The sequence below is a fragment of the Corynebacterium sphenisci DSM 44792 genome (assembly GCF_001941505.1).
Taxonomy (GTDB): Bacteria; Actinomycetota; Actinomycetes; order Mycobacteriales; family Mycobacteriaceae; genus Corynebacterium; species Corynebacterium sphenisci.
Window position 1 is genome coordinate 1,613,200 of record NZ_CP009248.1, and the last position, 12,900, is coordinate 1,626,099.

Consider the following 12,900-nt stretch of genomic DNA (forward strand, 5'->3'; position numbering starts at 1 on the left):
CCGGAGGGGCAGGCGCCCCGCATAATGGGCCGATGAGCGAGAGCAGCGGCGGGGCGCACGGGGAGCTGGCGGTGCTGCTGGCGCGCTCCCGGGCCGCGCTGCTGCGCGGCGATGCCCCGGCGATGGCCCGGGCCGCGGTGGACTACGCCCTGGACCACTGGCTCGACGAGCCGGCGCCGGAGGAGCTGGCCCCGGTGCCGCGCTGCGAGGCGCACCGGCTGCGCATGGTGGTCGCCCGGTCCCTGGAGCTCGGCGAGGAGGCCCGCCGGGCGCACCGGGACTGGCTGGCCGCCGCCCGGGTCGCCGACGCCGCCGCCGGGGCGGGCAGCCCCGCCGCGGGGGCGGATCCCGGGCCGGAGACCCTGCTCGCCCGGGTCGCGGGCGCCGCCGCCGCGGTCGGCGACGTGGACCCGGTCGCCGAGGGAATCGCGCTGTCACCCCCGGTGGAGGTGGTCACCGCGCTCACCGCGGTGGCCGCCGCACTGCCCGGCAAACCCGGCCGGAACCCCGACCCGCTGCTCGACCACGTCGCCCAGGTGCTGATCGGCGCAGCCCTGGACTTCGGGGAGCTGGGCCTGGCCCGCTCGGTGCTGGACTGGCTGGCCCACCGGCCCGGCCCGGTCGCCCGCGGCGACGCCTTCCGGCTGCTGCAGGCCCGCGCCCGGGTGGTCGCCGGCAGCCTGGCCACCGCCGTGGCCGACTGCGAGCTGGTGCTGCGGGACCCGGCCGGGGACCCGGGCTGGGCGGCCGCCGGCGCGCACCGGATCCTGGCCGGCCTGGCGCACCGCCGCGGGGACGCGGCCGGGGAGGCCCACCACCTGGAGGCCGCGGCGCACGCCGCCGCCGGGGCGGGGCTGCTGCTCGCCGAGCTGCGCGCGCGCCACCGGGCCGGGGCGGTGGCGCTGGGCCGCGGCGACCATGCGGTGGCCCGGCGGGTCTCGGCGCTGCCCCCGGCCGTGCTGCACCACCCCCCGCCGGCGAACCCGGTGGTCCAGGGGATCACCGCGCACCGGGCCCGGGCGCTGCTGCACCTGGGCGAGCCGGCGGGGGCGCTGCGCGCCGCCGAGCCGGTGGCCGCCTGGGCGGAGCTGTCCGGCTGCTCGTCGCTGGCCGGGCACGCCTACGCCACCGCGGTGGACGCCGCGATCGCCTCCGGGTGGCACCTGCACTCGGCGGTGCTGCTGGTGCGCCACGCCGGGCAGCTGCGCCGGGACGGCCGCGGCGCCGACGCCGCGCGCCGGATCGCCCTGGCCGCGCGCTCGGCGGCCCTGCCGGATCCGGGTCCCGGCGCGGCCTGGCCGGATCTCGCCGAGGAGCTGCGCCGCGGCTTCGACGACGTCGACCGCGGGGAGCCGCCGGTGGGCGCATCCGGCGCCGCCGGCACCGCCTCGGCCCGGGAGCACCTCGCCGGGGAGCTCATCGCGATCTCCGCCGCCCTCGCCGATGACCGGGCCTCCCGGCTGGTGCGCGAGGCGAACCTGGCGTACGTGCTCATGCTCACCAACCGGCCGATGGCCGCGATCCGGCTGGCCGAGGCCACCGCCGCCGCCTACCGGGACACCGGGGAGGCCCTCGCCGCCGCGGAGGCGCTGATCGTGGCCGCGGCCTGCTGCCGCCGGCTGGAGGATGATGCGGGCCTGCGCCACTACGCCGAGCAGGTCCGCGCCCTGCTGCCGGCGGGCCTGCCCGGGGACTTCTGGATGCTGCGCACCCTGGACGACCTGCTCGGCGGCCGGGATTGAGCCGGCCCTTCCGAATCGAGCCAAGGCGCCCCTTCCCAAACGGGGCCGGCGGCGGCGATAATGGGGCAATGAGCCCGCAGCGCCGCCCCGCCGGATCCGAGCCCGCCGAAACCGCGGATCCCCCGGCGCCGGCGCGCACCGTGCCGGCGCCGCCGGCGGATCTGGTGCCGCTGCTGGAGTACTCCCGGCGGGCCCTGGAGGACTACCGGCCCGGGGACGCCGGCCGGGCGGCGGCCGTCTTCGCCCGGCGGCACTGGGGCCGGGCGCTGCCCGCCGGGGCGGATCCGGCGATGGCCGTGGAATTCCACCGGCTGCGGCATATCGTCGCCGCCGAGCTGGCCCTGGACGCCGAGGCGGTGGCCGCCCTCGGCGACTGGCTGGACGCCGCCCGGGCCGCCGGCCGCGCCGATCAGGAGCTGCTCGCCCGGGCCACCGGGGTGGCCACCGCGGTGGCGGCGTCCTCGGCCACCGGGGTGGCCTTCCCGGAGCTGGCGCAGCTGGCGAACCGGATCCTCACCGGCGGCGGGGGCGGGTTCTCCCCCGCCGTCGCCCGGGCCGCGGTGTCCCTGGCGGAGGCGGCGGTGGGCAACCGGCGCACCGACCTGGCCCGCGGCCTGGTCACCTGGTTGCGCACCACCCCGGCGGCGGGCCCGCTGGCCGATGAGCTGGCGGTGCTCGACGCCCGGGTGCTGCTGGAGGAGCATGCCCCGGCCGCCCGGGCCGAGGCCGCCCGGCGTTGCACCGAGGTGCGCGCCGCCCCGGCCGGGGACCCGGCGGCCGCGGATCTCGCCGCCGCCCGGGTGCTGGTGCGCCTGCACGAGGAGGACGGGGACCTGGCCGCGCAGATCCGGGAGCTCGACGCGGTGGCCCGGGGCTGCGACGCCGCGGGCCTGGATCTCACCGGGGTGCGCGCGCTGCGGCTGCTCACCGCCCGGCACCTGGAGGCCGGGGACTACGCGGAGGTGCTGCGCTGGGGCGCGGCGGGGCTGAACCGCTCCCGGGGGCTGCCGGACAACGGCTGGAGCCTGGACATCGGGCTCACCCTGGCGCTGACCCATCTGCGGCTGGGCAACCCGGTGGAGGCCCTGGCCCGGGCCCGGCAGGTGATCGAGGCCTCCCGGGCCCCGCATCTGGCGGCCCGCCACGATGACGCCCACCTGCTGGCGGCCACCGCCGCGGAACGCCGGGGCGAACCCGCCCGGGGCGCCCGGCTGCTGGTCTGCGATGCCGCGCATCTGCGCGAGCTGGGGGCGGCCACCGCGGCCTCCCGGCGGCTGCGCCTGGCCGCCCGGATGCTCGCCCCGGCCGCCGGGGAACCGGCCGCGACCACGGTGGCGGAGACCCTGCGGGACCGCTTCGGGCTCTCCCCGGAAACCGCCGGGGACGGGGACGTGCCCGGGGCGCTGATGGCCCAGGCCCATGCGCTGCAGGAGGATCCGGCGGAGGAGCCGGCCTGGTGGGCCGATTTCGCCCACGTCCGGCTGCTCGCCGGCCGGTTCGAGGAGGCGATCCGGCACGCCGGGGCGGCCGCGGAGGGCCACCGCGCCGCCGGCGCCCCGGAGGCGGCCGCGGAGGCGCAGCTGGTCGCGGTGCTGGCGGAGCTGCAGCGCGGGGACGCCGCGGCGGCGCGGGCGCGCGGGGCGGCGATCAGCGCCTCGCTCGGCGAGGCCGGCGCGGATCATCCGGTGCGGCTGCGGCTGGCCGAACTGCTCGGCGACCCCGGGGCGGCCGGCGGGGCCGCCGGGACTGCCGGGGACTAGACTCGGCGGCCATGACCGACTCCCCCAGCACCGCCGCCGACCGCGCCCGCGGGCTGCTCGACGAGGCCCGCGACCTGGCCCACGCCCGGCGGCTGTGGCCGGCCGCGGACCTGCTCATGGCCGGGGCCGCCGAGCTCGGCGACGCCGCCGGCGGCGCCGAGGTCGATCCCCTGGGCCGGCCGATCCGGGGTTCCGCGCCGAACCTGATGGACGCCGCCGCGGACTGGCTGGAGCTGCTCGACCAGCTGGAGGCGAAGGCCGCCGGGGAGGGCGCGGCGGCCCCGGAACCGGAGGCCCCGCCGCGGCAGCTGCGCTGGGCGCAGTGGCATGCGCTCACCGGGCAGGCGGAGATCCGGCGCGGCCGCTCGGGCCGGGCCATCGACCACCTGGAGCTGGCCGCCGGGGTGCTGGAGGCCGAATCCCTGGTGGCCCAGGCGCTGTCGCTGGTGATCGCGATCGCGGACTGCCAGCTCGACACCGATGATCCGGTGCGCGCCGAGATGGCGCTGCACCGCGCCCGGGGGCTGCACCGCGCCCTCGCCGAGGCCGATCCGGACGCCGCCCGGCTGCGGGCCGGCGAACTGGACCGGCTGACCCGGATGATCGCCGCCCGGCTCTAGGCCGGACGCACCCTAGCCGACCACGTCCAGGCCCAGGTCCAGGGCCCGGGCGGAGTGGGTGAGCGCGCCCACGGCGAGGAAGTCCACCCCGCAGCCGGCGTAGTCGCGGGCGTTCTCCAGGCGCAGCCCCCCGGAGGACTCCAGCTGGGTGGCCGGGGAGAGCTTCGCCCGGCGCTGCACCGCCACCTGGGTCTGCCACACCTCGAAATTGTCCAGCAGCACCAGCTCCGGCTTCGCCGCGAGCACCTCCTCCAGCTGCGCCAGATCATCGACCTCGATTTCGCAGCGCAGCTCCGGCCAGGCGCGGCGGACCCGCTCCAGGGCCACCGCCGCCCCGCCCGCGGCCGCGACGTGGTTGTCCTTCACCAGCGCCTCATCGCCCAGGCCCAGCCGGTGGTTCACCCCGCCGCCGCAGGCCACCGCGTGCTTCTCCAGGTTGCGCAAGCCCGGCAGGGTCTTCCGGGTGTCCCGGATCCGGGTGCCGGTGCCGGCCACCGCATCCACCCAGGCGCGGGTGCCGGTGGCGATCCCGCAGGCGTGGGTGAGCAGGTTCAGCATGGTGCGCTCCGCGGTGAGCAGGCCCCGGGCGGGGGCGTCGATCTCGGCGAGCACGGTGCCCGGGGCGAGCCGATCGCCGTCGGCGACCCGCAGGTCGACCTCGTGGCCGTCGGCGATCACCTCCGCCAGGGTCCACCCGATGACCTGCGTCGCGGCGGCCACCCCGTGCTCCCGGGAGACCACCCGGGCACGCAGCCGCGCGGTCGGGCCGATGGTGGCCAGGCTGGTCACGTCCGGGCCGTGGGCCAGATCCTCCTGCAGTCCGACGCGGATCACCCCGCGGGTGGTGCGCTCGTCGAGCATGCCGATACTCCTCTCCGTCACCGGGGCCGGCGGCCCCGGGCTACTCCCCGCCGCCGGGTTCCCCGATCGCGATCATGGCCCGCACCGAGGCGCGGGCGCGTTCGGCCACCTCCGGCGCCACGGTGACCTCGTCGACCCCGCCGGCCAGGCAGCGCAGCAGCGCCGCCGGGGTGATGGTCTTCATGTAGGAGCAGCTGGCCCGGTCGTTGACCGGGGCGAAGTCGATGTCCGGGGCGACCTGACGCAGCTGGTGCAGCATCCCGGTCTCGGTGGCCACCAGCACCGGGGCCGGGTCCTCGCGCTGGGCCCGGCGGGCGGCCTCGAGCATCGCCCCGGTGGAGAGCATGTGCACCCGCCCCGGGTCGATCGTGCCCTCCCCGGCGAGGTAGATCGCCGAGTTCGCGCAACCGCACTCGGGGTGGATGTAGAGATCCGCCTCCGGGTGCGCCTCGGCCCGGCGGGCCAGCTCGGCGCCGCTGATCCCGGCGTGCACATGGCATTCCCCGGCCCAGACCAGGATGTCCTCCCGGCCGGTCTCCCGGCGCACATGCGCCCCGAGGAACTGGTCCGGGCAGAACAGGATCGGCCGGTCCGCCGGCTGCGCGGCGACGACCTCCACCGCGTTGGAGGAGGTGCAGCACACGTCGGTCTCCGCCTTCACCTCGGCGGTGGTGTTGACGTAGCTGACCACGGTGGCCCCGGGGTGCTCGGCCTTCCACTCGCGCAGTTGCCCGGCGGTGATCGAGTCCGCCAGGGAGCAGCCGGCCCGGGCGTCCGGGATGAGCACCGTCTTGTCCGGGGAGAGGATCTTCGCCGTCTCCGCCATGAAGTGCACCCCGCAGAACACGATCGTGGCGGCGTCGGTCTCCGCGGCGATCCGGGACAGGCCCAGGGAATCTCCGGTGTGGTCGGCGATGTCCTGGATCTCCGGCAACTGATAGTTGTGCGCCAGGATCACCGCGTCGCGCTCCCGGGCCAGGCGGCGGATCTCGGCGGCCCATTCCGGACCGGCCGCGACGCCGGTGTAGCCCTCGGGGCCGTCGACGACCCGCTCGGCCAGCGCCGAGGGGATCGGCCCGGGCGGGGCGGCGGGGGCGGTGTCCTCCCGGGAATCGGGATCGGCGGGCTGGGCGGGGGCGGGGCTGGGCACGGCGGCTCCTCGGGCGTGCGGGAGGGGGCTGGTCCGGCGGCCGCGGGCCGTCCGGGGTGGGAAAGACCCTACCCCCATCCCCGTCGTACAGGGCGCATGAAGTCCGCGCCGCTCACCACTTTCGGGGGCAGGACGCGCTCAGCCCAGCCGCGGGTCGGGACCGTGGTAGAGCACGTAGTAGGCCAGCACGATCATGATCACGGTGATCGCGATGGCGCAGGCGCTGGCGATGGCCGGGCGCTTGCGCAGCAGCACCTCGCGGAACAGCGCGCCGGCGGCGCCGGCGGCGATCAGCCAGCCGAGCATGGGCGCGCGCATGAAGGACGCGACCGCCGCGGCGACGACGGTCCACACCCAGAGCAACCGGACGATGGTGGTGGCCTTCGTGGGCATGGTGGCAGCCTTCCTCACCCCGGATGAACCGGGTTCCGCGGGCGGTGACCCGTGCGCGCCTCACCTTTCCGCGGTAGGCCGACCAGGGTTCGCGTGGGGCCACTGAATCCCGAATACCCCCGGCCGCGCATCCGGTCCGGATCAGCCGAGGATGCCGGTCTGACCGAGCACGATCTGCAGGATCGCGGTGGCCAGCAGGGCCACCAGGGCGATGAAGGCGATGATCCGGGCCATCGCCGGCCGCTTCGGCAGCAGCGCCTCCCCGGCCAGGGCCCCGACCGCGCCGAGGCCGGCGCTGACCCAGAACCCCGGCGAGACCAGGACGGCGGCCACCGCCGCGACCAGGACCCAGAACCAGGTCAGGCGGACGGTGATCTTCGGCTCCAGCTGCTGCATGGCGCACTCCCCTCCCCCGGGCGGCCCCGGGGCTCGCGGGGCGGCGCCGGATGCGCGGCCCCACCGGGGAACCTATGCACCGCCGGGCGGGGTGGGAACGGCTGAATCCGGAATACCCCCGGCTGCGCGCCGGCGGCGCCGGGCTCAGCCGCGGGCGGGCCCCGCGGGGTCGGCCGGATCGGCGGGCTCCGCGGCCTCCGCCGCATCCTCCGCGGCGTCCTCCGCGGCCGCCGGGGCCCCGCCCACACCGGGGGCGAAGAGCAGCGCGCACCAGTAGCCGAGCATCCCGATGAAGGGGCCGATGAGCAGGTTGAGCAGCCCGGTCACCGGCGGCACCACGGCCACCGGCTGGCCCACCCGCAGGCTCGAGATATCGGGCTGGCGCAGCCCGGCGACGAGTTCGCCGACGCCGTAGACGGTGAGCGCGCCCAGGCCGGCGACCACCCCGACCAGCAGCAGGGTCAGCGCCCCGCGGCGGCCGGGCAGCCGGTGGAAAGCCAGCGCCGCCACCGCCAGGCCGAGGATCGCGGCCAGGCCCAGCAGCATCAGGTAGCCGACGAACCCGGATTCCAGGCCCACCGGCTCGAAGGTGAGCGCCCCGCCGGCGCGCACCCGCATGCCCTGGGTGGGCCGCACCAGGCCCCACACCACCCCGGCGGCCATCCCGACCACCAGGGTGACCAGCACCAGCCAACCCACCCCGGCGCCCTCCGCGCGGCGGGCCGGGGTCAGCCGGGGGGTCCGGCGGGCCCGCGGGGCGCGGCTGGCCGGGGCGGCGGGCGTGGCGGCGGGGGCGGTCTCGGCGGCGGCGGAGGCGGCGGGATCGGTCATGGGAGTCGAGGATACCCGCGCTCAGCGCCGCTCCAGCAGCGCGGAGTCGAGTTCGCCGTGCCGCGAGCACAGCGCGCTCCAGCCGTCCGGGCGCACCTGCACCACCATCCGGCGCCCGCAGAGCATGCAGAACCGGGGCGCCTCCAGACCGGCCCGGGCCGAGTGCGAGCGCGCCCGCTCCTCCCCGGCGGCGAGATCGGCGCCGGTGAAGGGGTCGAAGCGGCCGGGGTCGCCGAGCAGGTGCGCCTCGGCGAGTTCCCGGCTGGCGGGCCGTTTCGGCGGCGCCGGCCACCGCGGCGGCTCAGACGGTGGCATTGAGCGCCTTGATCGGCAGCCGGATCTTGCCCAGCAGGTCCAGGTCCTGTTCGGCCGGGCGACCCAGGGTGGTCAGGTAGTTGCCCACGATTACCGCGTTGATCCCGCCGAGCAGGCCCTGTTCCGCGCCGAGATCGCCGAGGGTGAGCTCCCGGCCGCCGGCGAAGCGCAGGATGGTCTTCGGCAGGGCCAGCCGGAAGGCGCCGATGGCGCGCAGCGCATCGGCCGCCGGCAGCGGCTCCCGGCCGCCGAAGGGGGTGCCGGGGCGGGGATCCAGGAAGTTCATCGGCACCTCGGTGGGGTCCAGCTCGGCGAGATCCGCGGCGAATTCGGCGCGCTGGGCGAGGGTCTCGCCCATGCCGAGGATGCCGCCGCAGCAGACCTCCATCCCGGCCTCGCGGACCAGGCGCAGGGTCTCCCGGCGCTCCTCCCAGGTGTGCGTGGTGACCACCTCGGGGAAGAAGGAGCGGGCGGTCTCCAGGTTGTGGTTGTAGCGGTGCACCCCGGCGGCGGCGAGCCGGCGCACCTGCTCGGCGTCGAGGATGCCCACCGAGGCGGCGACGTTGATGTCCACCTCGGCGTGGATCGCGGCGACAGCCTGCTCCAGCTGGGCGAGGAGGCGCTCATCGGGGCCCTTCACCGCGGCGACGATGCAGAACTCGCTGGCCCCGGTCTTCTGGGTCTGCTTGGCGGCGTCGACCAGGGCGGGGATGTCCAGCCAGGCCGAGCGCACCGGGGACTCGAACAGCCCCGACTGGGAGCAGAAGTGGCAGTCCTCGGGGCAGCCGCCGGTCTTCAGGGAGATGATCCCCTCGACCTCGACCTCCTCCCCGCACCATTTCAGCCGCACCTGGTGGGCCAGGGCGAGCAGCGCCTCGATGTGCTCCTCGCCCAGCTGCAGCACCCGCAGGGTCTCCTCCCGGCTCAGCCCCTCGCCCCGATCGAGCACCTTCTCCCGGGCGAGCGCGAGGATGGGCGGCAGTTCTTCGGGCACGACGGGCGCGGCGGCGGGGCGTGGATCGGCGGGGCTGGGCATGGTCTTCCTCCGGGACTGCGCGGGCGGGGCTGGTCGGCCGGCGGCGGAGATGATCGCCGTTCGGCTGCTTTGACAGCAAACCTAGACCCGCCCCGAACATCATTCAAGTGAATGGCGGGATCCCCGATCCGGGCACGCCCCGCCGGCCCGGGGCCCGGCGGACCGGGGTCGCGGTATGCGGCATCGGCCCTCCGCCTCCGGCGCGGGGTCCTGCGCCGATCGCCGACCAGGGCAAACGACCGCGGAGGGGCGGGGGCGGAATAGCCCCCGGAACCGGACACGGGGGCGTTCCCGCACCCGGCGATTCCACTACCGTGGGGGACGTGCAGCTGAGCAAGGACATCATCACCACCGCGGCCCTGGAGATCCTGGACGAGTACGGCCTGCAGGATCTGACCATCCGCCGCCTCGCCCGGCACCTCAACATGGCCGCCGGCGCCATGTACTGGCACTTCCCCTCCAAGCAGGCGCTGCTCGGCGCCGTGGCCACCCGGATCCTGGACGCCGCCGGCCCGGCGACGGTCTCCGGGGACTGGCGCGCCGACGTCGTCGCCCGCTCCGAGTACCTGCGCACCGCGCTGACCGCGCACACCGACGGCGCCGAGGTGGTCTCCGCCGCCCTGGCCGCCGGCACCCTGGAGCACTCCCCGGCCGCGGACATCGCCACCCTGCTCGAGCCGGTGGCGATCGACGACACCACCCGCGGGGACGCCGCGGCGACGCTGCTGCACTTCATCCTCGGCGCCACCGTCGACGAGCAGACCGCGCGACGCGCCGCCGCCGCGGAGGCGCTCGGCGCCGGGCCGGCCGGCACCGGGGACCCCGGGGAGGCCGCGGACGCCGCGGAGACGGAGCCCGCGCAGCCCGCGCGCCGGCTGCGCCGCGGGGTGGACATCATCGTCGCCGGGATCGGGGCCCTGGCCGCCACCGGGGCGTGAACCCGATTCCCCGGTGGCGGGGCCCCGACCAGGGCCTTCCCCGCTCCCGGGGCCCGGCACAGTAAAGTGGTGCCCCATGACCAACGACACACCCGTCACCGATTTCCAGGTCTGGCCCGGGGAGGCCTACCCCCTCGGGTCCACCTACGACGGCGCCGGCACCAACTTCGCGCTGTTCTCGGATGTCGCCGACAAGGTCGAGCTCTGCCTCATCAGCGAAGCGGGCGAGGAGACCCGCATCCCGCTGGAGGAGGTCGACGCGCATATCTGGCACTGCTACCTGCCCGGGATCATGCCCGGGCAGCGCTACGCCTACCGCGTGCACGGCCCCTACGACCCGGCCAACGGCCACCGCTGCGATCCGAGCAAGCTGCTCGTGGACCCGTACGCGAAGGCCTTCGACGGCGAATTCGACGGTCACCGGTCGCTGTTCAGCTACGACATCGACGATCCCGCCCGGCGCAATGAGGAGGACAGCCTCGGCCACACGATGACCTCGGTGGTCATCAACCCCTTCTTCGACTGGGCCGGGGACCGGCTGCCGCGGCACGCCTACAACGAGACGGTCATCTACGAGGCCCACGTCAAGGGCATGACCATGAACCACCCGGAGATCCCGGAGAACCTGCGCGGCACCTACGCGGGCCTGGCGCATCCGGCGATCATCGACTACCTCAAGGACCTCGGGGTCACCGCCATCGAGCTGATGCCGGTGCACCAGTTCCTGCAGGACGACCGGCTCCGCGACATCGGGCTGCGCAACTACTGGGGCTACAACACCTTCGGCTTCCTCGCCCCGCACCAGGACTACGCCGCCTCCACCAAACCCGGCGGCGCGGTCAGCGAGTTCAAGGCGATGGTGCGCGCCTTCCACGACGCCGACATCGAGGTGATCCTCGACGTGGTGTACAACCACACCGCCGAGGGCAACCACATGGGGCCCACCATCTGCTTCCGGGGCATCGACAACGCCGCCTACTACCGCCTGGTGGAGGGCGACCGGCAGCACTACATGGACTACACCGGCACCGGCAACAGCCTCAACGTGCGGCACCCGCACACCCTGCAGCTGATCATGGACTCGCTGCGCTACTGGGTCACCGAGATGCACGTCGACGGCTTCCGCTTCGACCTGGCCTCCACCCTGGCCCGGGAATTCCACGACGTGGACCGGCTCTCCGCCTTCTTCGACCTGGTGCAGCAGGACCCGGTGGTCAGCCAGGCCAAGCTCATCGCCGAGCCCTGGGACGTCGGCGAGGGCGGCTACCAGGTGGGCAACTTCCCCCCGCAGTGGACCGAGTGGAACGGCAAGTACCGGGACACCATCCGCGACTTCTGGCGCGGGGAGCCGGCCACCCTGGGCGAATTCGCCTCCCGGATCACCGGCAGCTCGGATCTCTACGCCAACAACGGCCGCCGGCCCACCGCCTCGATCAACTTCATCACCGCCCACGACGGGTTCACCCTCAACGACCTGGTCAGCTACAACCACAAGCACAACATGGCCAACGGGGAGGACAACAACGACGGGGAGAGCCACAACCGCTCCTGGAACTGCGGGGCGGAGGGCTGGACCGACGATGAGCGGATCCTGGGCCTGCGCGCCCGGCAGCGCCGCAACTTCCTGACCACCCTGCTGCTCAGCCAGGGCACCCCGATGATCAGCCACGGCGACGAGATGGGCCGCACCCAGCGCGGCAACAACAACGTCTACTGCCAGGACAACCAGCTGTCCTGGGTGGACTGGACGCAGCTGACCACCAACTCGGAGCTGCACGACTTCACCCGGTTCCTGATCAACCTGCGCGCCGAGCATCCGGTGTTCCGCCGCCGGCGCTTCCTGCGCGGCGGCCCGCTGGGCGCCGAGAGCGATGACCGGGACATCGCCTGGCTCACCCACGAGGGCCGGGTGATGACCCCCGAGGACTGGGACTTCGACTTCGGCAAGTCCCTGGCGGTGTTCCTCAACGGCGCCGGCATCGCCGAGCCCGATGAGCGCGGCCACCGGATCGTCGACGACTCCTTCCTGCTGTGCATCAACGCCCACTACGAGGAGCTGGACTTCCAGGTGCCCGGCGCCGACTACGCCGCGGACTGGGAGGTCATCATCGACACCTCGGAGCTCACCGGCCGGCCGGACAAGCCCCGGGAGGTCGCCGCCGGGGACACCCTCCGGGTGCCCGCCCGGTGCACCTTCGTGCTCCAGGAGCGCCACTAGGCCCTCCCCGCGGCGCCCCCGCGCCGCATCGCGCACCGCCCCCGCGAGCCTCGGCTCGCGGGGGCGGTGGCATCCCGCCCGGGGGCGGGGACGCGAAAACGGCGCCGGCGGGGGCCGGCGCCGGGGACTGCGCGGGGTGGGGTCCGGACCGCGGCGGGCGCGGCCGGCGCACCCGGGCGGGCCCGGGCGCGGGGTCGGGGTCGGGGTTCGCCGGCGGGCGGGCGCCGGCTCAGGCGGCGACGCGCTCGTCGAAGCGGGCCTGGGTGTCCAGCCAGAAATCGGCGTCGGTGCCGAAGTAGCCGGCCAGCCGGCCGGCGAGATCCCCGGTGACCCGGGTGCGGCCCTCGCGGAAGCGCTCCAGGGTGGAGCTGGGCACGCCGATGGCCACGGCGAGCCGGTAGATGCTCAGCCCCCGCGGGGCGAGGAAGCGCTCGGCGAGCACCTCACCGGGGTGGGCGGGGGCGATGTTCGCGGGATTCGACATGGGTGGGGCCAATCCTTCCTGGGTGCTGCGGAAATGGCGTCGGCGGGGCGCTGGTGGCGACCGCCGGGGCATACCGTAGCGCCTCCGAAGCGGAAACGCGCAACGGGCGAGCGGGCATTTCCGCGCCCGGACGCGCCCGATCGGGCATCCACCGCG

The 12,900-nt window shown here is 75.7% G+C and carries 13 protein-coding genes; 5 read left to right on the top strand and 8 right to left on the bottom strand.

Annotated features, from left to right (window positions below; all coding sequences use genetic code 11):
• The first annotated feature begins 32 nt into the window (after nucleotides 1-32).
• The 3 genes from CSPHI_RS07365 (at nucleotide 33) to CSPHI_RS07375 (ending at nucleotide 4,122) form a co-directional block, all read left to right on the top strand.
• Complete coding sequence (locus tag CSPHI_RS07365; RefSeq protein ID WP_075692175.1) at nucleotides 33-1,742, top strand: ATP-binding protein; 1,710 nt, start codon at nucleotides 33-35, stop codon at nucleotides 1,740-1,742.
• A gap of 68 nt (nucleotides 1,743-1,810) precedes the next feature.
• Entirely contained in the window at nucleotides 1,811-3,502 is a 1,692-nt protein-coding gene (locus CSPHI_RS07370; protein ID WP_075692176.1) for a hypothetical protein, read from the top strand.
• A gap of 11 nt (nucleotides 3,503-3,513) precedes the next feature.
• Nucleotides 3,514-4,122 (top strand): hypothetical protein, encoded by a 609-nt coding sequence (locus CSPHI_RS07375; RefSeq protein WP_075692177.1) that lies wholly within the window; start codon nucleotides 3,514-3,516, stop codon nucleotides 4,120-4,122.
• 12 nt (nucleotides 4,123-4,134) lie between these two features.
• Here CSPHI_RS07375 and nadC read toward each other — a convergent pair whose 3' ends face one another.
• The 7 genes from nadC to bioB all read right to left on the bottom strand — a co-directional run bounded on the left by nadC (nucleotide 4,135) and on the right by bioB (nucleotide 9,050).
• Nucleotides 4,135-4,983 (bottom strand): carboxylating nicotinate-nucleotide diphosphorylase, encoded by an 849-nt coding sequence (nadC, locus tag CSPHI_RS07380; RefSeq protein ID WP_075692178.1) that lies wholly within the window; start codon nucleotides 4,981-4,983, stop codon nucleotides 4,135-4,137.
• A gap of 40 nt (nucleotides 4,984-5,023) precedes the next feature.
• Nucleotides 5,024-6,055, bottom strand: coding sequence for a quinolinate synthase NadA (gene nadA / locus CSPHI_RS07385; RefSeq protein WP_075693877.1), 1,032 nt, complete (start codon nucleotides 6,053-6,055; stop codon nucleotides 5,024-5,026).
• Nucleotides 6,056-6,271: 216 nt separating this feature from the next.
• Nucleotides 6,272-6,526 carry a hypothetical protein gene (locus CSPHI_RS07390; RefSeq protein WP_075692179.1) on the bottom strand — a complete coding sequence of 85 codons (255 nt, stop codon included), beginning with the start codon at nucleotides 6,524-6,526 and terminating at the stop codon, nucleotides 6,272-6,274.
• Nucleotides 6,527-6,667: 141 nt separating this feature from the next.
• Nucleotides 6,668-6,922, bottom strand: a complete 255-nt coding sequence (locus tag CSPHI_RS07395) for a hypothetical protein (protein WP_075692180.1) — start codon at nucleotides 6,920-6,922, stop codon at nucleotides 6,668-6,670.
• 144 nt (nucleotides 6,923-7,066) lie between these two features.
• Entirely contained in the window at nucleotides 7,067-7,753 is a 687-nt protein-coding gene (locus tag CSPHI_RS07400) for a hypothetical protein (protein ID WP_157118506.1), read from the bottom strand.
• Nucleotides 7,754-7,774: 21 nt separating this feature from the next.
• Entirely contained in the window at nucleotides 7,775-8,068 is a 294-nt protein-coding gene (bsaP, locus tag CSPHI_RS07405) for a biotin synthase auxiliary protein BsaP (RefSeq protein ID WP_075692182.1), read from the bottom strand.
• Nucleotides 8,055-9,050: a biotin synthase BioB gene (gene bioB, locus CSPHI_RS07410; protein WP_157118583.1), complete on the bottom strand. Its 996-nt coding sequence runs from the start codon at nucleotides 9,048-9,050 to the stop codon at nucleotides 8,055-8,057. The genes bsaP and bioB overlap by 14 nt, the downstream gene beginning before the upstream one ends.
• A gap of 377 nt (nucleotides 9,051-9,427) precedes the next feature.
• Here bioB and CSPHI_RS07415 point away from each other — a divergent pair, with 377 nt between their 5' ends.
• Together CSPHI_RS07415 and glgX are read left to right on the top strand one after the other, a co-directional pair.
• Nucleotides 9,428-10,042, top strand: coding sequence for a TetR family transcriptional regulator (locus CSPHI_RS07415; RefSeq protein ID WP_075692183.1), 615 nt, complete (start codon nucleotides 9,428-9,430; stop codon nucleotides 10,040-10,042).
• Nucleotides 10,043-10,118: 76 nt separating this feature from the next.
• Nucleotides 10,119-12,260 carry a glycogen debranching protein GlgX gene (gene glgX / locus CSPHI_RS07420; RefSeq protein ID WP_075692184.1) on the top strand — a complete coding sequence of 714 codons (2,142 nt, stop codon included), beginning with the start codon at nucleotides 10,119-10,121 and terminating at the stop codon, nucleotides 12,258-12,260.
• A 229-nt stretch (nucleotides 12,261-12,489) separates the two neighbouring features.
• Here glgX and CSPHI_RS07425 read toward each other — a convergent pair whose 3' ends face one another.
• Nucleotides 12,490-12,744 (bottom strand): HigA family addiction module antitoxin, encoded by a 255-nt coding sequence (locus tag CSPHI_RS07425; RefSeq protein ID WP_075692185.1) that lies wholly within the window; start codon nucleotides 12,742-12,744, stop codon nucleotides 12,490-12,492.
• Nucleotides 12,745-12,900: the final 156 nt, after the last annotated feature.

Excerpts from the sequence above, each read along its gene's own strand:
- CSPHI_RS07365 (WP_075692175.1), top strand. The coding sequence starts at position 33 with ATGAGCGAGAGCAGCGGCGGGGCGCACGGGGAGCTGGCGGTGCTGCTG.
- CSPHI_RS07370 (WP_075692176.1), top strand. The coding sequence starts at position 1,811 with ATGAGCCCGCAGCGCCGCCCCGCCGGATCCGAGCCCGCCGAAACCGCG.
- CSPHI_RS07375 (WP_075692177.1), top strand. The coding sequence starts at position 3,514 with ATGACCGACTCCCCCAGCACCGCCGCCGACCGCGCCCGCGGGCTGCTC.
- nadC (WP_075692178.1), bottom strand. The coding sequence starts at position 4,983 with ATGCTCGACGAGCGCACCACCCGCGGGGTGATCCGCGTCGGACTGCAG.
- CSPHI_RS07390 (WP_075692179.1), bottom strand. The coding sequence starts at position 6,526 with ATGCCCACGAAGGCCACCACCATCGTCCGGTTGCTCTGGGTGTGGACC.
- CSPHI_RS07395 (WP_075692180.1), bottom strand. The coding sequence starts at position 6,922 with ATGCAGCAGCTGGAGCCGAAGATCACCGTCCGCCTGACCTGGTTCTGG.
- CSPHI_RS07400 (WP_157118506.1), bottom strand. The coding sequence starts at position 7,753 with ATGACCGATCCCGCCGCCTCCGCCGCCGCCGAGACCGCCCCCGCCGCC.
- bsaP (WP_075692182.1), bottom strand. The coding sequence starts at position 8,068 with ATGCCACCGTCTGAGCCGCCGCGGTGGCCGGCGCCGCCGAAACGGCCC.
- glgX (WP_075692184.1), top strand. The coding sequence starts at position 10,119 with ATGACCAACGACACACCCGTCACCGATTTCCAGGTCTGGCCCGGGGAG.
- CSPHI_RS07425 (WP_075692185.1), bottom strand. The coding sequence starts at position 12,744 with ATGTCGAATCCCGCGAACATCGCCCCCGCCCACCCCGGTGAGGTGCTC.